Origin of the sequence: Kribbella sp. NPDC048928, from assembly GCF_043197975.1 — a bacterium.
GTDB lineage: Bacteria > Actinomycetota > Actinomycetes > Propionibacteriales > Kribbellaceae > Kribbella.
Genome location: NZ_JBICUC010000004.1, coordinates 805,110 through 823,450 on the forward strand (window position 1 = coordinate 805,110; position 18,341 = coordinate 823,450).

Annotated in this window: 20 protein-coding genes; 12 read left to right on the forward strand and 8 right to left on the reverse strand. The window is 67.7% G+C overall.

What is annotated here, in order from left to right:
• Positions 1-51 precede the first annotated feature (51 nt).
• Positions 52-837: a DUF899 domain-containing protein gene (locus ACGFI6_RS21765; protein ID WP_393121138.1), complete on the forward strand. Its 786-nt coding sequence runs from the start codon at positions 52-54 to the stop codon at positions 835-837.
• A 1-nt stretch (position 838) separates the two neighbouring features.
• On the opposite strand, the gene ACGFI6_RS21770 is transcribed toward ACGFI6_RS21765, so the two are convergent.
• Positions 839-1,006 carry a hypothetical protein gene (locus tag ACGFI6_RS21770; RefSeq protein WP_393121139.1) on the reverse strand — a complete coding sequence of 56 codons (168 nt, stop codon included), beginning with the start codon at positions 1,004-1,006 and terminating at the stop codon, positions 839-841.
• A gap of 18 nt (positions 1,007-1,024) precedes the next feature.
• Here ACGFI6_RS21770 and ACGFI6_RS21775 point away from each other — a divergent pair, with 18 nt between their 5' ends.
• On the forward strand, positions 1,025-1,546 hold the full coding sequence (locus ACGFI6_RS21775; RefSeq protein WP_393121141.1) for an NUDIX hydrolase: 522 nt from the start codon (positions 1,025-1,027) through the stop codon (positions 1,544-1,546).
• A 66-nt stretch (positions 1,547-1,612) separates the two neighbouring features.
• Here ACGFI6_RS21775 and ACGFI6_RS21780 read toward each other — a convergent pair whose 3' ends face one another.
• The 4 genes from ACGFI6_RS21780 to ACGFI6_RS21795 all read right to left on the reverse strand — a co-directional run bounded on the left by ACGFI6_RS21780 (position 1,613) and on the right by ACGFI6_RS21795 (position 4,959).
• Positions 1,613-1,798, reverse strand: a complete 186-nt coding sequence (locus tag ACGFI6_RS21780) for a hypothetical protein (protein WP_393121143.1) — start codon at positions 1,796-1,798, stop codon at positions 1,613-1,615.
• 66 nt (positions 1,799-1,864) lie between these two features.
• Positions 1,865-2,152, reverse strand: a complete 288-nt coding sequence (locus tag ACGFI6_RS21785) for a WhiB family transcriptional regulator (protein WP_130383944.1) — start codon at positions 2,150-2,152, stop codon at positions 1,865-1,867.
• Positions 2,153-2,299: 147 nt separating this feature from the next.
• A complete protein-coding gene (locus tag ACGFI6_RS21790; RefSeq protein ID WP_393121145.1) occupies positions 2,300-2,497 on the reverse strand; it encodes a hypothetical protein in 198 nt (65 codons plus the stop codon).
• Between the two features lie 335 nt (positions 2,498-2,832).
• Positions 2,833-4,959, reverse strand: a complete 2,127-nt coding sequence (locus tag ACGFI6_RS21795) for an ATP-dependent DNA helicase UvrD2 (protein ID WP_393121147.1) — start codon at positions 4,957-4,959, stop codon at positions 2,833-2,835.
• Positions 4,960-5,060: 101 nt separating this feature from the next.
• Here ACGFI6_RS21795 and ACGFI6_RS21800 point away from each other — a divergent pair, with 101 nt between their 5' ends.
• The gene (locus ACGFI6_RS21800) at positions 5,061-5,300 is read left to right on the forward strand and encodes a mycoredoxin (RefSeq protein ID WP_393121149.1); all 240 of its coding nucleotides are present in this window, start codon (positions 5,061-5,063) and stop codon (positions 5,298-5,300) included.
• A 195-nt stretch (positions 5,301-5,495) separates the two neighbouring features.
• Positions 5,496-7,853: a hypothetical protein gene (locus ACGFI6_RS21805; protein WP_393121151.1), complete on the forward strand. Its 2,358-nt coding sequence runs from the start codon at positions 5,496-5,498 to the stop codon at positions 7,851-7,853.
• Here the strand turns inward: ACGFI6_RS21805 and nudC are convergent, their stop codons facing one another.
• Positions 7,854-8,777: an NAD(+) diphosphatase gene (gene nudC, locus ACGFI6_RS21810; RefSeq protein ID WP_393121153.1), complete on the reverse strand. Its 924-nt coding sequence runs from the start codon at positions 8,775-8,777 to the stop codon at positions 7,854-7,856.
• A 39-nt stretch (positions 8,778-8,816) separates the two neighbouring features.
• Between nudC and deoD the strand changes: the two genes are divergently transcribed.
• Positions 8,817-9,530: a purine-nucleoside phosphorylase gene (deoD, locus tag ACGFI6_RS21815; protein WP_393121155.1), complete on the forward strand. Its 714-nt coding sequence runs from the start codon at positions 8,817-8,819 to the stop codon at positions 9,528-9,530.
• Between the two features lie 23 nt (positions 9,531-9,553).
• Positions 9,554-10,120: a hypothetical protein gene (locus ACGFI6_RS21820; protein WP_393121157.1), complete on the forward strand. Its 567-nt coding sequence runs from the start codon at positions 9,554-9,556 to the stop codon at positions 10,118-10,120.
• Between the two features lie 7 nt (positions 10,121-10,127).
• Here the strand turns inward: ACGFI6_RS21820 and ACGFI6_RS21825 are convergent, their stop codons facing one another.
• Complete coding sequence (locus ACGFI6_RS21825) at positions 10,128-10,763, reverse strand: TetR/AcrR family transcriptional regulator (protein WP_393121159.1); 636 nt, start codon at positions 10,761-10,763, stop codon at positions 10,128-10,130.
• Positions 10,764-10,945: 182 nt separating this feature from the next.
• Here ACGFI6_RS21825 and ACGFI6_RS21830 point away from each other — a divergent pair, with 182 nt between their 5' ends.
• Genes ACGFI6_RS21830 through ACGFI6_RS21840 form a run of 3 tightly spaced genes read left to right on the forward strand, consistent with a single transcriptional unit; the run spans position 10,946 to position 14,445 of the window.
• Positions 10,946-11,752 carry an SDR family NAD(P)-dependent oxidoreductase gene (locus tag ACGFI6_RS21830; RefSeq protein WP_393121161.1) on the forward strand — a complete coding sequence of 269 codons (807 nt, stop codon included), beginning with the start codon at positions 10,946-10,948 and terminating at the stop codon, positions 11,750-11,752.
• Positions 11,752-12,876, forward strand: a complete 1,125-nt coding sequence (locus ACGFI6_RS21835; RefSeq protein ID WP_393121163.1) for a DUF5938 domain-containing protein — start codon at positions 11,752-11,754, stop codon at positions 12,874-12,876. The genes ACGFI6_RS21830 and ACGFI6_RS21835 overlap by 1 nt, the downstream gene beginning before the upstream one ends.
• Before the next feature lie 9 nt (positions 12,877-12,885).
• Entirely contained in the window at positions 12,886-14,445 is a 1,560-nt protein-coding gene (locus ACGFI6_RS21840; RefSeq protein WP_393121165.1) for a long-chain fatty acid--CoA ligase, read from the forward strand.
• On the opposite strand, the gene ACGFI6_RS21845 is transcribed toward ACGFI6_RS21840, so the two are convergent.
• Positions 14,434-15,099 carry a GPP34 family phosphoprotein gene (locus ACGFI6_RS21845; RefSeq protein ID WP_393121167.1) on the reverse strand — a complete coding sequence of 222 codons (666 nt, stop codon included), beginning with the start codon at positions 15,097-15,099 and terminating at the stop codon, positions 14,434-14,436. The two genes, ACGFI6_RS21840 and ACGFI6_RS21845, sit on opposite strands and share 12 nt — an antisense overlap.
• A gap of 127 nt (positions 15,100-15,226) precedes the next feature.
• Here ACGFI6_RS21845 and ACGFI6_RS21850 point away from each other — a divergent pair, with 127 nt between their 5' ends.
• The 3 genes from ACGFI6_RS21850 (at position 15,227) to ACGFI6_RS21860 (ending at position 18,245) form a co-directional block, all read left to right on the forward strand.
• Complete coding sequence (locus tag ACGFI6_RS21850; protein ID WP_393121169.1) at positions 15,227-15,814, forward strand: GNAT family N-acetyltransferase; 588 nt, start codon at positions 15,227-15,229, stop codon at positions 15,812-15,814.
• Complete coding sequence (locus ACGFI6_RS21855; RefSeq protein WP_393121171.1) at positions 15,814-17,556, forward strand: IucA/IucC family protein; 1,743 nt, start codon at positions 15,814-15,816, stop codon at positions 17,554-17,556. Before ACGFI6_RS21850 ends, ACGFI6_RS21855 begins: the two co-directional genes overlap by 1 nt.
• A gap of 197 nt (positions 17,557-17,753) precedes the next feature.
• Positions 17,754-18,245, forward strand: a complete 492-nt coding sequence (locus tag ACGFI6_RS21860) for a Uma2 family endonuclease (RefSeq protein WP_393121173.1) — start codon at positions 17,754-17,756, stop codon at positions 18,243-18,245.
• Positions 18,246-18,341 lie beyond the last annotated feature (96 nt).

Below are 18,341 nucleotides of genomic sequence, written 5' to 3' on the forward strand. Positions count from 1 at the left end.
AGCATCGACATACCTAGGAGAGAAGTTCTTCCTCGAGAAGCGGAGACGGTGATGACGACGTTCGGAAACCTCCCTGAGGTCGTGTCGGCGGACGACTGGCTGGCGGCCCGTCGCGAGCTACTGAGGCTGGAGAAGGAGGTGACCAGGGCCAAGGACCGTCTGAACGCAGAGCGGCGGCGGCTGCCGATGGTTCGGATCACGAAGCCGTACACCTTCGAGGGCCCGGACGGGCCGGTCGGGCTGCTGGACCTGTTCGAGGGGCGGGACCAGCTCGTGATCCATCACTTCATGTACGGGCCGGACTGGGACGAGGCGTGCCCGAGCTGCTCGTCAGCCGCGGACGAGATCGGCAACCTGCGGCAGTTGCACGTCCGGAACACGACGCTGGCGGCGGTCTCACGGGCGCCGTACGGGAAGCTCGCCGCGTACCGCGAGCGGATGGGGTGGACGTTCCCGTGGTACTCGTCGTACCCCGGTGACTTCAACTACGACTTCCACGCCACTCTCGACGACCGGGTCGCGCCGGTCCTGTTGCACTTCCGTACGCAGGAGGAGCTGGCGACCGAGAAGGGGACGCCGTGGTCGAACGGTCCGTGGACCGCCGACCTGAACGGTGAGGAGATGCCGGGTATCAGTACGTTCCTGCGCGACGGCGACCAGGTGTTCCACACGTACTCGACCTTCGGCCGCGGGATCGAGGACTTCCACAACGGCTACCGGTACCTCGATCTCACCGTGCTCGGCCGGCAGGAGGCGTGGGAGGAACCGTCCGGACGCGCCGAACCGCTCGGGCTGCAGGTCGGCGGGCCGGCGATGCGGGTCCCGGACCGGTACTGACTCACCAGTAGACGGAGTCGAGCTTGCCCTCGATGTTGCGGACGTTCTCACGCGAGCAGCGGTCGCAATACACGAGCTTCCGGCCGTCTTCGAACGACGTCACCCAGGTCAGCGGCGCCTCCTCGGACTCAGCCCGCTGACCACACAACGCACAGGTAGCACTTGCCATGCCACTAGTCTGCACCGTGTGCGATGGACAGTTCACGGTGAGGGTGAGGTCTGGGGCAACCAGTGGATGAGCGTACGGCGGTTGGACGTCGAGCAACCTGACGGCAAGCGGTTCGACTATCACGCCGTGCGGCTGAAGGACATCGCGGCGGCGGTCGTCACCCGCGACGAGCACGTGCTGCTGATGTGGCGGCACCGGTTCCTGACCGACACCTGGGCGTGGGAGATCCCGATGGGGATCATCGAGCCCGGAGAGACTCCGGAGGCCGCGGCCGGGCGGGAGCTCCTGGAGGAGACCGGCTGGCGGGCGGACGGGCTGACCGAGCTCATCCGGTCGGAGCCGGCCGCCGGGATCATGGACTCCCGGCACTTCGTGTTCCGGGCGGCGAGCGCGACCCGGATCGGTGAACCGACCGAGCGGAACGAGTCGGACCGGATCGAGTGGGTCCCGATCGCCGACCTCCCGGGGATGATCGCCCGGCACGAGATCGTCAGCGGCCTGACGCTGATCGGGCTGCTGCAACTGCTCGTCCAAGGCTGAGGGGCGGCACCCCCTTTGGGTGCCGCCCCTCAGTAGTTCAGCTGGTCAGGCTGTGATTCTGGTGGATCAGACCAGGCGGGCGAGTGCGAGGCGCGCGCGTGCGCTGGCCCTCTCAGCTCGCCGGCCGGCCCGCTCGGCCTGCTTCTGCGCCTTCTCGATCTGGTGAGCGAGGCGGAAGCGCCGGTTCTGCTCTGCGGCCTTCAGTGAAGTACGACAATGAGCACGGGCGAGGTCTTCATGAAGTAAATGCATTTCGTTGCTCCTTGGCAAAGTCTGTGTGGTCATCGTTCGGACTCGTTTCGGATGGTTGGTAGTCGTTCAGGCAGCGGTAACGGTGTCGCTCTTGCGCGGGCGTCCGCGTGGCCGCTTGCGCGGAACCACCACACCCTGGACGAACAGCTGGCCGCCCCACACGCCCCACGGCTCGGAACGCTCGAGCGCTCCGGCCAGGCACTCGGCCTGCAGTGGGCAGGTCGTGCAGAGAGACTTCGCGTACTCGACGTCCGCCGGCGATTCGGCGAAGAAGAGTTCTGGCGCGTAGGACCGACAGGGCAGGTCCTGCGACGTTGCCACCTCGGTGAAGACATCGAGGAAGCTCACGCTCATTCCGGTCACCTCCCAGTGACTTTGGTGCTGATCTCTTGTCGTCGGTGAGGATTACCGGTTGGTAATCCCCAAATCTGTGGACAAACAAAAGGGCCGCGGGACCCTTGGTGGGTTCCGCGGCCTTGGAGGTGCCGGCTCTGACTCTCGTCAGACCGGTGGACTCCATGCTCGAGAACCCGAACCGCCGTACTTCGCATCGCCGACGGCTCCGCCCTTGAACTGGGCAGCGCCGGAAGCCAGCAGCACAACGGTCGCGACGTGCAGACGCGGCGAGGCACCCGGGATCTGGGCGCACGGCAGCGCTACAGCGTCGCTGAACGGCATCTTGACCGTGTTGGTAATCATTTCCAGGGCACCTCCTCTCGTTGTGGCGAACCGGGCGGTTAGCTCGATCGCTATGGTGTTTGAAGTTTTCGGCCAGGCTTCGACCGCAGAAAGAACAGTACGCCGCCGGAGTCGGGGCCTGCAAACTATTTATCGCCAGTTTGCGAAGTTGGCCGGAAGTTGCCGCTCCGACGGCCGGATCTCACGGTCGAACAGCGCTTCCGGCACGCTCCGGGGCGCAGTCCGCACGCTCCGGGATCGTTGCCTCTGTCATCTAACTGCCACGTCTGCCGGGAGCAGAACACGGCCTGTTCTCCCAGGATGCGACAGCACTCCGTGCCTCGGCAACAGCTTTGTCAGCGGGTGCAGAGATTCAGGATGTGTTCGCCGTACTTGGTGATCTTGGTGTGGCCGATGCCCGGGATCTGCCGCAGCGCCTGCGCGTCGGCGGGCCGGGTCTCGGCGATCGCGGTGAGCGTGGCGTCGGTGAGGATGACGAACGCGGGCATCTTCTCGGACTCCGCCTGCTCGGTCCGCCACTCGAGCAGCGCGTCGTACAGCTTCTGGTCGATCGTGGACGGGCAGTCCTCGCAGCGCCCGAGCTTGCGCGCACCGGGGTCGAGCAGGCCCTTGCCGCAGACCCGGCACTTCGGGATCGGCCGGCCGGAACGCTCGGAGCGCGCCGGCCGCTCGGGCCGCTCCCAGCCGACGGACGTCGACGGGGACCACTCGGACCGGGCCGTACGGACGCCGATCGGGTCCAGGAACCGCGTCGGCCCGCGGGTCCCCCGGCCGCCCGGCGAGCGGGACGTCGCCCAGCTGACGAACAGCTGCTGCTTCGCCCGCGTCACGCCTACATAGAACAGTCGCCGCTCCTCCTCCACCTGCGACGGCGTCTGGGCGTAGCTGATCGGCAGAATCCCCTCGTGCGCCCCGACGATGAAGACGCACTCCCATTCCAGGCCCTTCGCCGCGTGCAGGGTGGCGAGCGTGACGCCTTCGGCGAGCGGTGCGTGCTGGATCGTCGCACGCCGGTCCAGCTCCGCCATCAGCTCGGGCAGCCGCGCCGACGGATGCGCCGCCGCGAAGTCCGACGTCATCGTCACCAGCGCGCTCAGCGACTCCCACCGGTCCCGCACCGCGCCGGTCCCGGTCGGTGGCTCGGTCGTCCAGCCGGCGCCGGACAGCACTCCGGTCACCGTCGACAGCAGGTCGTCAGACGCCTCGCCGGCCTTCACCTGACCACGCAGCAGTACGGCGGCCTGACGGATCTCGGCCCGCTCGAAGAACCGCTCCGCACCCTTCAGTACGGTCGGGATCTTCCGCTCGGCGAGCGCCTGCTCGAAGTTCTCCGACTGGGCGTTGGTCCGGAACAGTACGGCGATGTCCCGCAGCGCCACGCCCTCGTCCTGCAGCCGGACGACGGCTCGTGCGACTGCGTCCGCCTCCGCGACCTCGTCGGAGTACTCGCGGTAGACCGGGACCGGGCCGGCCTCCTTCTGGGATCGCAGTGTCACTCGCCCCGGCAACCCGGTCGGGCCGGCCGCGTCGAGGATCTTGTTCGCCACGTCGACGATCTGGGGCGTCGAGCGGTAGTCGCGGACGAGCTTGATCAGGGTTGCGGACGGATGCCGGGCGGCGAAGCGCACCAGGTTCTCCGGCTCGGCGCCGGCCCACGAGTAGATGGTCTGCGCCGGGTCCCCAACCACACACACGTCCTCGCGGCCGCCCAGCCACAGGTCGAGCAGGCTCTGCTGCAGCGGCGAGACGTCCTGGTACTCGTCGACGACGAACGTCCGGTACTGCCGCCGGATCTCCGCGGCGACCCGCTCGTCCTCGGCGAGCAGCGCGACGGCGCAGAGCAGCACGTCCTCCAGGTCGATCCGGCCACGCTCCAGCTTCACGTCCTCGTACGCAGCGAAGATCCGGGCGATCGTCGGCGGGTCGAAGGCGGCCAGCGCACGACCGGAGCGCGGCGCCAGCTTCGCGTAGTCGTCCGGCCGGACGTTCGTCACCTTGGCCCACTCGACCTCACCGGCGAGGTCGCGCAGCGCCGGGGTGTCGACGCGGATCCGGCAGCGCGAGGCGGCCTCGGTCAGCAGTGGGAACTTCCGGTCCACGATCGGCGGCAGCTCCCCGCCGTACACCTTGGGCCAGAAGAAGCGCGCCTGCCGGAGCGCCGCGGAGTGGAACGTCCGGGCCTGCACGCCCTGGACGCCGAGCTGGGCGAGCCGCCCGCGCATCTCGCCGGCTGCCCGCTGCGTGAACGTCACCGCGAGCACCCGGACCGGGTCGAACGTCCCGGTGCGCACGCCGTACGCGATCCGATGGGTGATCGCGCGGGTCTTCCCGGTGCCCGCGCCGGCCATCACCACGACCGGGCCGTGCATGGCGGTCGCGACCGCCCGCTGCTCCGGGTCGAGCGCCTCCAGGAGGTCGTCGGCGGAGGCAGATCGTGTGAAGTCGCTCACGGGCTGGGACATGCGGGAACAGCACCACCTACTGCATGGTTCGGATACGTCGAAGGCAACCCTAGACGGGACGCCCGACAAAACCCCTCCCAGCTCCAACAAGGAGTCCGCCGATGTCGGCTTTCACCATGTACTCGACCCCGTGGTGCGGTTACTGCCACCGCCTGAAGGGCCAGCTCAAGCGCGCAGGCATCGAGTTCACCGAGGTCGACATCGAGCAGGTCCCGGAGGCCGCCAAGATCGTCGAGAAGGTCAACAACGGCAACCAGACGGTGCCGACGGTGGTCTTCCCGGACGGCACCGCGATGACCAACCCGTCGCTCGCCCAGGTCGCGGAGAAGCTCGCCGCGTAGGGCGTGTCTGGTAGCTCCGCGCCGTAGCGAGGAGGTGCTCGGTGCGGCGAGGTGCCGTGCCGAGTGCCCCGCAGTAGGCGGGGAGTTGCCAGACACGCCCTGCACTGACCGACTCAGGTCATATCGCCTGAGTTATGGACTTTACGGTCATGGCCGTTATACCTTGCGCTGAACTACGTCGCAGGGAGTCCGCCCATGTTCTCGCGCCGTCACATTCGCTGTGCCTTGATTACGGCCCTCGCCGCATTCGGTCTGCTCGCGCCCGGGGGTCTGCCCGCCACCGCCGCCCCGCCGGGCGACCTGCCTGATCCGTTCCCCTCGGAGAACTGGCCGCTCGGCCCGGCGGCCAGACCGCTGGCGCCGCAGCCCGAGGTCATCAAGGACCTCGGGTCGCCGATCAGCTCGCTGACGGTGATGGAGGGCGCGATCGGCCACACGCCGGACGGCCGCGACGTCGTGTACGCGGTCCCTGCCGGCGAGAACGCCCGGCTCAACGTCGTAGACCTGCATTCGCGCGAACTGCTCCGCACGGTCGCGCTGCCGGGAGCAGCCGGCGGCTGGGCGATCGTCGTGGTGCCGAACGGCGACGTCTACCTCGGTACGTACGCCAACGCGCACCTCTACCGCTACAGCCCGGCCACCGGTGAGGTGACCGACCTCGGCCAGCCGATCCCGGGTGAGTCCCAGATCTACGGCCTCACCGCCGACCAGGACGGCAACGTGTACGCCGGGACGTACCCGACCGCCCATGCGTTCAAGTACGACGCCACCACCGGGCAGGTCACCGACTACGGCTCGCTGGACCCCGTGCAGCAGTACGCGCGCTCCACGGTCTACGACCCCGACCACAACAAGCTGTTCGTCGGCGTCTCCACTCCGAACGCCAGGCTGCTGCGCATCGACGTGGCCACTAAGGCAGTCGAGGACATCACTCCCCCGGGTACGACAGCCAAGGACTTCATCGACCTGGACTACGCCGGCGGGAAGGTCTTCGCCAACGCGAGCAGCAGACTGGTCGTGGTGGATGCGGTGACCGGTGAACAGGTCAAGTACACCGACGCGACCACGGGCCAGCAGGTGATGGACTACCCGATCGCGGCCCGCGGTGTCTCCGCAGCCGGGCCAGGTGGCGTCTACTTCACCAACAACACCCTGGCGCTCACGCACTACGACCTGGACACCAACACCGTCGGTCCGGTCACACCGCCGCGGACACTAACCCGTGGAGCCTCCATCGGCTACGGCTGGGTGACAGAGAACGGCGTACCGGTGCTCTACGGCCTGGCCGGGAACTACTCCGGTGGGACGTTCCGCTACAACCCGGCCGACGGGACCCTCGCGCAGTGGAGCTCACCGTTCCAGTACGTGCCGTCGCCCCTCATGAACGAGCTGGCCGACCCCATCACGGGCAACGTGTTCGTCAACGTCTATCTGAACGGCTCGACGTCCTTCTACAACCCAGCGACCGGTAAGTCCACGGTGACCACTCGCCAGGGACAGGTGGAGGACTGGGCCTGGGACGGCAACGGCAAGATGTACGTCGGCATCTACCCGTACGGACGACTCTCGCTCTGGGATCCGACACAGCCGGCCGGGGACGCCAACCCGAAGGAGCTGTTCAGCCTCGTCGACAGCGACCACCAGAACAGGCCGGTCGCAGTCGTCCCTGACGGCGACAACGTGTATGTCGGGACCACACCGGCGTACGGGGAGTACGGCGGCGCGCTCACGGTGTACGACGTACCGACGGGCAACCACACCGTCTACCGGAACCTCGTGACCGACCAGACGATCGCCTCGATCGTCCCGAGCGGTAAGGACGTCTGGGTCGGCTCCAGCATCGAGGGTGGTCAAGGCACCGACCCCAAGGCCACAGAGGCGCACCTGGCGAAGGTGGACCCCGCAACGGGTGAGGTCCTCACAGACGTCGTACCCGTGCCAGGTGCGGCCAGCATCAACGAGCTCAAGACCGGTCCGGACGGCAACATCTGGGGTCTGGCCGACGGCATCGTGTTCGCCGTCGACCCGTCGACCGGTGCCGTGCAGCGGCTGCTGCCCGTGTTCAGCGGAGCCACCGGTTCGCAGGACGGTGCACTCTCCTGGCGCGACGGCTACCTCTACGGCGTGACAGGTGGGCGGCTGTTCGAGCTGGACATCCTGAGCGGCCGCGCGACGATCCTGCGCGACCGTGGTCTCAACCGGCTCACCGAGACGCCAGACGGCACGTACTACACGCTGCTCCGGCCGGACGGCTACATCAACCCGACCAACCTGGCGTCGTACACACCGCCCGCGGATGCCTGTCCGCAGTCGGACGTCCGGCCGACAGTGTGGACCGGCAACATCGACAGCCACGTGCAGAACCGCTTCCTGACGTACGGCTGCACGCTGACCGACGTACTGCCGAGCGCGAGATCCAGCTGGCCCAGCCACAGTGCGTACGTCGCTGCTGTCGGCCTGAAGGTCCGCGCGCTCGAAGCGGACGGCTCGATCGAACGCTGGGAGGGCACCCTGATCCTGGTCGCGGCAGCCCGCTCGAACGTCGGCCGGTGATCACCAGCTTCCGCTGAGGCTCTCGCCGTACCAGCCTTCGATGAGACGGCGGGAGATCGAGATCGCACCCGGGAGGGCCATCGTGCCGGCTTCGACCAGCACGCGGAGGTCCTCCCGGGTGAACCATTTCGCCTCGGCGATCTCGTCCTGGTCCACCTCGATGTCGAAACTGGTCGCCTTCGCGTAGAACCCGAGCATCAGGCTGGCGGGCAACGGCCACGGCTGGCTGCCCGCGTACGCGATCTCCTGGCCGACGACGATCCCGGTCTCCTCGAGCACCTCACGCCGTACGGTGGCCTCGAGCGACTCACCGGGCTCCACGAACCCCGCGAGCGTGGAGTAACGCCCCTCGGGCCAGGCGGCGTTCCGGCCGAGCAGTGCGCGGTCCTGGTCGTCGGTGACCAGCACGATGATCGCCGGGTCGCTGCGCGGGAAGTGGCTCCGGCCGCACACCGGGCAGTGCCGGACGTGACCGGCCTCCACGACCTCGGTGTGCGCGCCGCAGTTGGCGCAGTGCGTGTGGACGGCGTGCCAGTGGGACAGTCCGATGAGGTGGACGGCGATCCCCGCCTCACGGTCGCCCAGCACGGCGCCCAGCTCGCGGAGCCCGCCGTACGACTCGTCGGGCTCGCCGTCGACCAGTACGCCGAACACCGCGCGCCCCTCGGCGGTCATACCGGCCCCAGACTCCCGGTCGATGCCCAGGAAGATCCGGATCCCCTCTGGCGCCTCGGACGGCGGCACGAACCGCAGGGCGGTCCGGTCGTCGACCACCTGGATCTGGTCGCCGGCTACGACCACCACCTGGGTGTCCGGCGCGGCCCAGGCCTTCTCCAGCCAGTCGTCGTCACGGCGGCGGTCGGCGGCGCGGTCCAGTACGGACTGGGAGAAGGCTAGCGAACCGAGATCAATGGAGTAGGCCACATGCCTCAACATATCCCGCACCCGTGAGAGCATCCCCGCATGAGTATTCACATCGCCGCCGAGAAGGGGCAGATCGCACCGCGGGTGCTGTTCCCCGGAGACCCGCTGCGGGCCAAGTGGATCGCGGAGACCTACCTGTCGGACGTGACCTGCTACACCGAGATCCGCAACATGTTCGGGTTCACCGGCACCTACAAGGGTGAGCGCATCTCGGTCCAGGGCTCCGGCATGGGCCAGCCGTCCGCCTCCATCTACGCGAACGAGCTGTTCGCGGAGTACGACGTCCAGACGCTGATCCGGGTCGGTACCTGTGGCGCGCTGACCGAGGCGGTCCGGGTCCGCGACGTGATCGTGGCGATGTCCGCGAGCACCGACTCGCAGATGAACCGGCTGCGCTTCCACGGCATCGACTACGCACCGACCGCGGACTACCAGCTGCTCCGCGCGGCCGTGGATGCGGCCGAGGCCGCCGGGCTGAACGTGCACGTCGGCCAAGTGTTCTCCGGCGACCTGTTCTACAACGACCGCCCGGACCTGGTGTCGCGGACCGCGGAGTACGGCGTGCTCGGCATCGAGATGGAGGCCTCGGCGCTCTACACACTGGCGGCGAAGTTCGGGCGCCGCGCGCTCGGCATCATGACCGTGTCGGACCACCTGATCACCAAGGAGGAGACGTCCGCGGAGGAGCGCCAGACGACGTTCTCCGAGATGATCACGATCGCCCTCGACGCGGCGATCGAGGTGCCGGTCTGAGCCCCCGGTACGGCGCAGCCGCGGTGGCCTGCGCCGCGTTGCTGGTCAGTACGACGGCCTGCTCCGGTAAGTCGGACGACGGGGCTGCCGAGCCGGCCACGTCAACGAGCAGCAGTGCATCCACCAGTACGTCAGCCACACCCACGGCGAGCAGCAGCAGCACGCCGCAGTCAAGTCCGGCCGAGACCCTGCCTGACCTGACGGCGGCACAGGTCGTTGCGGCCTTCACTGCGCAGCAGTACCGGTGCAGTACCGACGAGGCGTACCAGACCTGCAGCAAGGGCTCCACGTCCGTGCAGGTGCTGATCGGTACGCACCCGCGCCCGGCTGTGCTGTCGCTGCAGGCGTCTGGCGCACCCGCTGAGGCCGCGACTGCGCTGAGCGAGTTCGTACCGCAGGCGCTGGAGGTGGCCCATGTGAACCCGCGCGCCACGATCGCCGACTGGCTGAAACAGCAGCAGGGCAAGGCCGGGACGACCACGGCCGGCAACTGGGCAGTGGAGTTCTCGACCGAGTCCGGCACCGAGCGGCCCGGCGCGATCCTCACTCTGACCGACAAGCTCTGCAAGGCGAACTGCGGAGCCGAGTAGACACGCCCTACGCCGTGACCAGTCTGGGGAGCACCTGCAGGAGGCGGTCGGTCAGCAGTGCGGGTGTCTTCTCCGGGTCCGCGGCGTAGCCCATCACGGCCTGCTCGAACAGGCCGTCGATCAGCGCGTACGCCGTCGGTGAGTCGACCGTCGGCTTCGTCGCGGTGAGCTCGGCGTACCGGGAGAGGATCCGCCAGATCATCTCCTCGAGCAGCTTGTCGATCGCCTCGACGTCCGGCCGCAGCTTCTGTTCGAACATGCTCTGGGCGCGCAGGTCGTACCAGAGCCGGTGCATCGGGGTCTCCTCGACGAGCGTCTGGGTCATCTTGCCCAGGAACCCGGTCGCGAGCTGCTCGGGCGAGTGCGCGGTCTCGACCACTTCGTCGTAGCGCCGGGCGCACATCGTCTTGTAGTGCCGCACGCAGTAGCTGATCAGGTCGATCTTGTCGCGGAAGTAATAGTGCACGACGCCGTGTGTGAACTCGGAGTTGTTCGCGATCTCGCGCAGGCTGGTGCGCGCGTACCCCAACTCGCCGAGGGTCTTCAGCGCGGACTCCGCCAGCGCGACCCGGCGACGCTCGACCTTGTCGGGCCCGGAGACGCGCGCGGGCCGTTCCTCGGCGGTCGACGCCACGGCGATCACCCACTCTCCGGCTCGAGCCTTGATCGGGTCGTTGCGTCAGAGTACCCCGCTCGAGGCACCCCGCTCCGGGCCAGGCGCGTCCTGGAGCGGGATGCTCGCTTGACAAGTGTCAAACAAAGTCTTGACGCGTGTCAAAGAAATCTGCACAGTGTGAACACCCGTGCGAGCAAAGGAGCTGCAGAATGGGTTCACTCGATCTCTCCGGCCGCAAGGCCCTGGTCACCGGTGGCGCGCAAGGGCTCGGTGAGGGCATGGCGAGAGCCCTCGCGGCGGCCGGCGCCAAAGTGGTGATCAGCGACATCCAGAAGGACGCCGGCGAGGCTACCGCCGACGCGCTCGACCAGGAGTACGGCGGCGGTCACGGCTTCGTCGCGCACGACATCACCGACGACGGCGACTGGGAGAACGCGGTGGTCGCCGCCAACGACATCCTCGGCGGCCTGGACATCCTGGTGAACAACGCCGGGGTGGAGATCACCAGCCTGCTCACCGAGGTCACGGCGGACCAGATCCGCAAGATGCTCGAGGTCAACGTGCTCGGCACCACGCTCGGCGTCAAGTGGGGCCTGCGCACGATGCGTCCGGAGGGCCTGGCCGGTCAGGGCGGCACGATCATCAACGTCGCGTCGGTCGCGGCCACGATCGCCTTCCCGGGCATCGCGGTGTACTCCGCGACCAAGTCCGCGGTCGACCGGCTCACCCGGGTCGCCGCGATGGAGTCCGGCAAGCTCGGGTACGGCGTCCGCGTCAACTGCATCTACCCCGGTCTCGTGCCGACCGCGATGGGTGCCGGCCTGGCGAACGACGTCGCGCAGCTCGGGCTGTTCGAGTCGCCGGAGGCTGCGGTCGCCGCGGTGGTCGGTCTGACTCCGGCCGGAAGGCTCGGCGAGGTTGCGGACATGGCCGACGCGGTCGTCTTCCTGGCGTCGGACGAAGCCCGCTTCATCACCGGCATCGGCCTGCCCGTCGACGGCGGAATGGGGATGTGATGGGGACCAAACCGGTTGTTGTGTACGGCGCCTCCGGCTACACCGGTCGGCTGGTCTGCGAGTACTTGCGCCACTACCACCTGCCGTTCGTCGCGGCCGGGCGTAGTGAGGAGAAGCTCAAGGCGTCGATGGACTCCAACGTCCCCGGCATCGAGACAGCGGACTACGACATCGCTGCTGTCGACCATGACGTCGCTGCGCTCACGGAACTGTTCTCGGGCGCGTCCGTGGTCCTCAACACGGTCGGCCCGTTCAGTGAGCTCGGCCCTGCCGCGGTAGAAGCCGCTCTGGCAGCAGGTGCGCACTACACGGACACGTCCGGCGAGCAGGACTGGCTGATCACCTGCGACGAGAAGTACGGCGCGCAGTTCGCAGCGGCCGGCCTGCTGCTCGCACCCGGTGTTGCGCAGATGTACACCACTGGCGAGATCGCTGCGCAGCTCTGCCTGGAAGAGCCCGGTCTGGACACGCTGGACATCGCAGTGTTCTGGGGTGGTAGTCCAACGATCGCCTCGACCCGCACGATCCTGGTGAACGCTGCGATGTCGAAGGCGCACTACCTCGAGCAGAACGGGTACGTGGAGTTCCCGGAGCAGGGGCTCGTACCACTCGTCGTACCGGGGCAGCACGAGCTGGCGCTGTCGCTGCCCTGGGGTGGTACGTCGCACCCGGTGTGGTTCAAACGGGATCCACGGGTCGCGAACTGCAAGGCACAGGGTGGTGTGTTCAACGCGGCGCTGATGAACGGCGTACCGCAGATCGTTGCGGCCGCATTGGAAGCCACGAAGGACATGGCTCCCGACGAGCGCAACGTGGCGCTCACCGAGACGGCCCGTCAGGTGATGAGCCAGATGCCGCCACGGGAGAACCCGCGCGTCAACAAGTCGCTGGACTCGGTGCACGCGTCCGGGCCGCTCGGCCGGGCGCACTGTGTCATCCACGGCAACAGCAACTACCAGCAGACCGGTCTGCTCCAGGCGTACGCGGCGTACTCGCTGCTGCAGACGCCACCGAAGCGGGTCGGTTTCGCCAGCGGCTGCCAGGCGTTCGGGCACCGCGAGCTGCTCGGCGTACTGCGGAGCTTCGGGCTGGTGTCCGAACCGCAGCTCACGGTGCAGCGGTAGGAGCTCGCCGTGCGACTGGTCGACTACCTGGACAAGGGCGCATCGCTAGCGCCGGACGCCGCCTGTCTCACCACGGACGGCGAGACGCTGACGTACGCCGAGGTACAGCAGCTCTCGTACGTCATCGCGGGTGCACTGGCGGCGACCGGCGTCCGGCCTGGTGGGAAGGTCGCGATCCTGTCCGCGAACGACCCGGTGGCGTTCAGTTGCGTGTTCGGGATCAGCCGGGCCGGTGCGGTCTGGTGCCCGATCAACCCGCGCAACGAGGCCGCTGAGAACCGGGAACTGCTCGACCAGTTCGACTGCGAGGTACTGATCTACCAGGCAGCATTCGCGCCGCTGGTAGACGGCATACGGGACTCACTGCCGAAGGTGCACACGTTCGTGTGCCTCGACGGGGAGCCCAGCTCCGGCCCAGACCCCCACCCCAGTGGCCGGAGCACTGTCGGCTGGGACGCGTTCAGCGGGGGCGCGTCTCAGCCGGCACCCGATCTGACGGCACCCGACGACCTGGCGATGATCGTCGGCACGGGTGGGACGACGGGACGTCCGAAAGGGGTGATGCTTGCCAACAGCAACCTCGAGACGATGACCGCGCTGACGCTGATGGGCTACCCGTTCGGCGAGCGGCCGGTCTATCTGGCGCTGGCGCCGCTGACGCACGCCGCGGGCGTGCTGTGCTTCCCAGTGCTGGCGTCCGGCGGCGAGATCGTGATCATGCGCGCTCCCGACGTCCACGCCTTCCTGGAACTGATACCGCGACACGGGGTGACGCACACGTTCTTGCCGCCGACGCTGATCTACATGGCGCTGGCGGCACCGGAGCTCGACTCCACGGACCTGTCGTCGTTGCGGTGTTTCTGGTACGGCGCCGCGCCGATGTCGGTCGCCCGGCTGGAGGAGGCGCTGCGGCGGATCGGGCCGGTGATGGCCCAGCTCTTCGGGCAGACCGAGGCGCCGATGATGATCTCGATGCTCCCGCCGGCCGCGCATTTCGATGCCTCCGGCAACCTTGCCAGGGGACGGCTGTCATCCGCGGGACGGCCGTCCCCGCTGGTCACGGTGGCGATCATGGGCGCCGACGGCAAGCTGCTGCCGCACGGCGAACGCGGTGAGATCGTGGTCCGCGGATCGCTGGTGATGAAGGGCTACTACCGGGACCCGGACGCGACGGCGGCCGCGTCGGCGTACGGCTGGCACCACACCGGCGACATCGGGTACCTGGACGACGACAACTACCTGTACATCGTCGACCGGGCGAAGGACATGATCATCACCGGCGGTTTCAACGTGTACTCCACCGAGGTCGAGCAGGCGCTGATGGCGCACGCCGACGTCCGGGACTGTGCGGTGATCGGGCTGCCCGACGAGAAGTGGGGCGAGCGGGTGGTTGCCGTCGTCCAGCTTCAGGAGGGCAGTACGGTCGAGCCGGACGAGCTGATCGCGTTCGCGAAGACGCGGATCGGCAGGGTGAAGGCGCCGAAGCAAGTACTCGTCTGGCCCGACCTGCCACGTTCCAAGGTCGGCAAGGTGGTGAAACCGGACATCAAGGCGCGATTAGCTCGATGATGCTGCCGCCGAGGACGCCACCACGATCGATGCGGTGATCGCGGCCTGCATCTCGCTGACCGCCTTCTTGACCGCGTCGGCGGCCCAGTCCGAGTCGGCGATCTCCTTTGCGCGCCGCTTCAGCGCCCGCTTGTCCACCGCATCCGTGATCACCTTCGGTACCACGTTCAGCGCGCTCAGCAGCGCGATCAGCGCAGCGGTCAACTGGTCCGGCATCAGCCCTTGGTTCAGCACACCCTCCAGCTTGGTGCGCACCTCCAGCTCGTGCCGGGCGTCCTTGGCCGGCCAGCGGGTCACGGGGAACAGGCCGAGCACCTTGCCCTGGTCCGCCTCCAGCACGCCGCGCTCCGCAAGCCGCGCCAGCAGCTGGTCGCGCAACCGCTTCGACAGCGCGCCGATCTGGTTCTTCGGCTTCTTGCCCGGCTTGCCGACCACGTATGCGAGCCGCTCGTCCAGAATCGGATCCCCGGTCGGCGTCCCGTCCAGCACCTGCAGACGACCCTTCCCGTCGGTCGTGATGTCGAGCTTCCCGGCGAGCGTCAACTCGATCAGCACCGCACCGGCGAGCGCATAGTCCAGCCCCGGCGACCCGGCGATCGGCTTGCCGGTCGCGTCGTCGTACAGGAGCAACAGCAGGTCCTCGGCGATCAACATGACTCCAACCTAGGCAACCCCCGCCGCCGGGCACATCCGCCGCGCGGCCTATCTCACAGGTCCACCCCGATGCGGATCGAGTAAGGTAAGCCTTAGCTAACTCCGCCCGCCTGAAAGCAGATCCGCCATGACCAGAGCACTGCCCGAGCCGACGTACCGGCGATTCGTCCCCGGCCTCGGCACCCTCAGCCTCCGGCCTTTCGACCTCGGTACGGATGTCAGCACCCTGCACAGCTGGGTCACCCAGCCGTACGCGCAGTACTGGGGTCTCCTGGACTCGACGCTCGCCGACGTGCTCACCGAGTACCAGCGGATCGCGTCGACGGCGCATCACCGCGCGTTCCTCGGTGAGCACGACGGGCGGCCGGCATTTCTGATGGAACGGTACGAGCCGGCAGGCGACGTGGTCGGGCAGGTGTACGACGTGACGCCGGGCGATGTCGGGATGCACGTCCTGGTCGGGCCGCCGGTCGCGCCGCTGCCCGGGTTCACGGGTGCGGTGTTCGAGACGATCATGGACAGCCTGTTCGCCGATCCGCTGGTGGACCGGGTCGTGGTCGAGCCTGACGTACGGAACCTCAAGATCCAGGCGCTCAACGCGCGGATGGGATTCCGCAAGCACAGCATCGTGACACTGCCGGACAAGCAGGCGTGGCTGAGTTTCTGCACTCGCGATCAGTACGCCGACGCGCTGCGGATGAACGAGGCAGGCTGATGGAGACCTGGGCAGTGGTCAACGAGGCGCTGGTTCGCAAGGCGCTGGCGGAGTTCACCCATGAGCGCATTCTCGATCCTGTTGCCGATGGCAATGAGTACTCTGTCGGGCGGTATCGCTTCACGGCGCGGCAGTATCCCTTGAATCATTGGGACATCTCATCGGTGGTACGGGACGATGGCCGTCCGGTCGACGCGTTGGACTTCATCACCGAGTTCCACGAGCAGCTCGGGATCGGGCGCGAGATGCTGCCCGTCTACCTGGAGGAGATCAGCAGCACACTGGCGTCGGCGGCGTACAAGCTGTCGAAACCGGACCTGACCGCGGCGGAGCTGGTCGACGCGGACTTCCAGACGATCGAGGCCGCGATGACCGAGGGGCATCCGTGTTTCGTCGCGAACAACGGACGGCTCGGGTTCGGGCTCACGGACTATCTGGCCTATGCGCCGGAGACCGGTGCGGGCGTGCAGCTGACCTGGATCGCGACGCGGCGGGACCGGACGGCCGTGTCGTGCAGTTCGTCGCTGACCTTCGATGCGTTGCAGCGGTCGGAGCTGGGCGAGGACGTGCTGGAGCGGTTCGCTGCGCTGGCCGATCCGGGTGAATACGTATACATGCCTGTACATCCGTGGCAGTGGGACAACAAGACCTCGGTCACCTTTGCGGCGGACATCGCGCAGCGGCACATCGTGCACCTCGGGTCGACGGACGACATCTACCAGCCACAGCAGTCGATCCGGACGTTCTTCAACCGTTCCGCGCCGGCCAGGTGTTACGTGAAGACGGCGTTGTCGGTGCTGAACATGGGGTTCATGCGGGGGCTGTCGCCGTCGTACATGGCCGCGACTCCGGCGATCAACGACTGGGTGCATTCGGTCGTCGCGAACGACGTTGTCCTCAAGCGGTACGGGTTCACCGTCCTCCGGGAGATCGCTGCAGTCGGCTATCACAACCGGTACTACGAGAACGCGACGGACAAGACATCGCCGTACCGAAAGATGCTGTCCGCACTCTGGCGCGAAAGCCCGGTGCCGGCCCTCGAACCGGGCGAGCGGCTCGCGACGATGGCGTCCCTGCTGCACGTCGACCGGCACGGCGCCTCGCTGGCGGCTGCCCTGGTCCGCGCATCCGGGCTGGCGCCGGCAGACTGGGTCCGTGCGTACGTCGACGCCTACCTGATCCCGTTGCTGCACAGCTTCTACGCGTACGAGCTGGTCTTCATGCCGCACGGCGAGAACCTCATCCTCGTACTCCGCGACGCGATCCCGATCCGGGTCATCATGAAGGACATCGCGGAGGAGATCGCCGTACTGAGCCCGTCGACGCCCGTACCGGTCGAGGCGGAGCGGGTGCGGGCCGACGTACCGGACGACGAGAAACTGCTGTCGATCTTCACGGACGTCTTCGACTGCATCTTCCGGTTCCTCGCCCCGCTGCTGGATCGGGAGGAACTGCTGAGCGTCGACGACTTCTGGTCGGTGGTGGCGTCGTCGATCCGCGACTACCAGTCCGCGACTCCAGAACTGGCGGAGGCGTTCGCGAAGTACGACGTCTTCGCCCCGTCCTTCGCACTCTCCTGCCTGAACCGCCTCCAACTCCGCAACAACCGGCAAATGGTCGACCTCACCGACGTATCCGGCTCTCTCCAATACGCCGGCACCCTGGAAAACCCGCTCGCCCCGCACCCCAGAGGCGGAACCGGGGGCTTAAGACAGGAAATGGGGTCCCCGGACAGGAAATAACAGATCCACACCCACCACTTCCTGTCCAACGCCCCCACTCCCAGCCCACTAGCCGGTGGCACACGGCCAGCCATGCAGGTGGGTGCCGCACGGCGGCCGGTGGCGCACGGCGGCCGTGGTGGGTGGCTTGGTCCGCGGGAGGGATGGGCTGTGGATAACTTCGGCGGGGGTTGGGGCGGTTAGGGCACGCTGGTGGGGTGTCGATTGCTGAGGCTGCGCAGGATGGGCGGCGGTACGAGATTGTTGATGGCCGGCTGCTGATCACAGGTCCCCAGCCGCCTGCTCATCATGCGGCGGTGATCGCGCTGATGGTGCAACTGAAGCACGCCTGCCCACCAGACCTGATGGTTGCCGTCGGCTCCGTCCCGTTCCGCCCGACCCCGAGCACCACCCTCCGCCCCGACCTCCTCGTCTGCCGCCGCACCGCCCCCGTCACCGAACCACCCCTGCTGGCAGTCGAGGTGCTCTCCCCCACCACCCGCACCACGGACGTTGTCCTCAAACGCGCCCTGTACGAGCAACACCACGTCCCGCACTACTGGCTCCTCGACCCCACCACGCAAGAGCTCACCATCCTCGACCTCACCCCCACCGGCTACACCTGCCAAGCCGTCCTGCAAGCCGAAGAAACCTACAAAACTACCCACCCCTTCCCCCTGACCCTCACCCCCAACTCCCTCACCAGCTAACAAATCCAGGGCATCCCGGGGTATCCAGGGGCAGATCGGCGAAACGGTACAAACTGCTCGGCGGCGACCGGCATGCTGGTCGGGTGACCGAGAAGG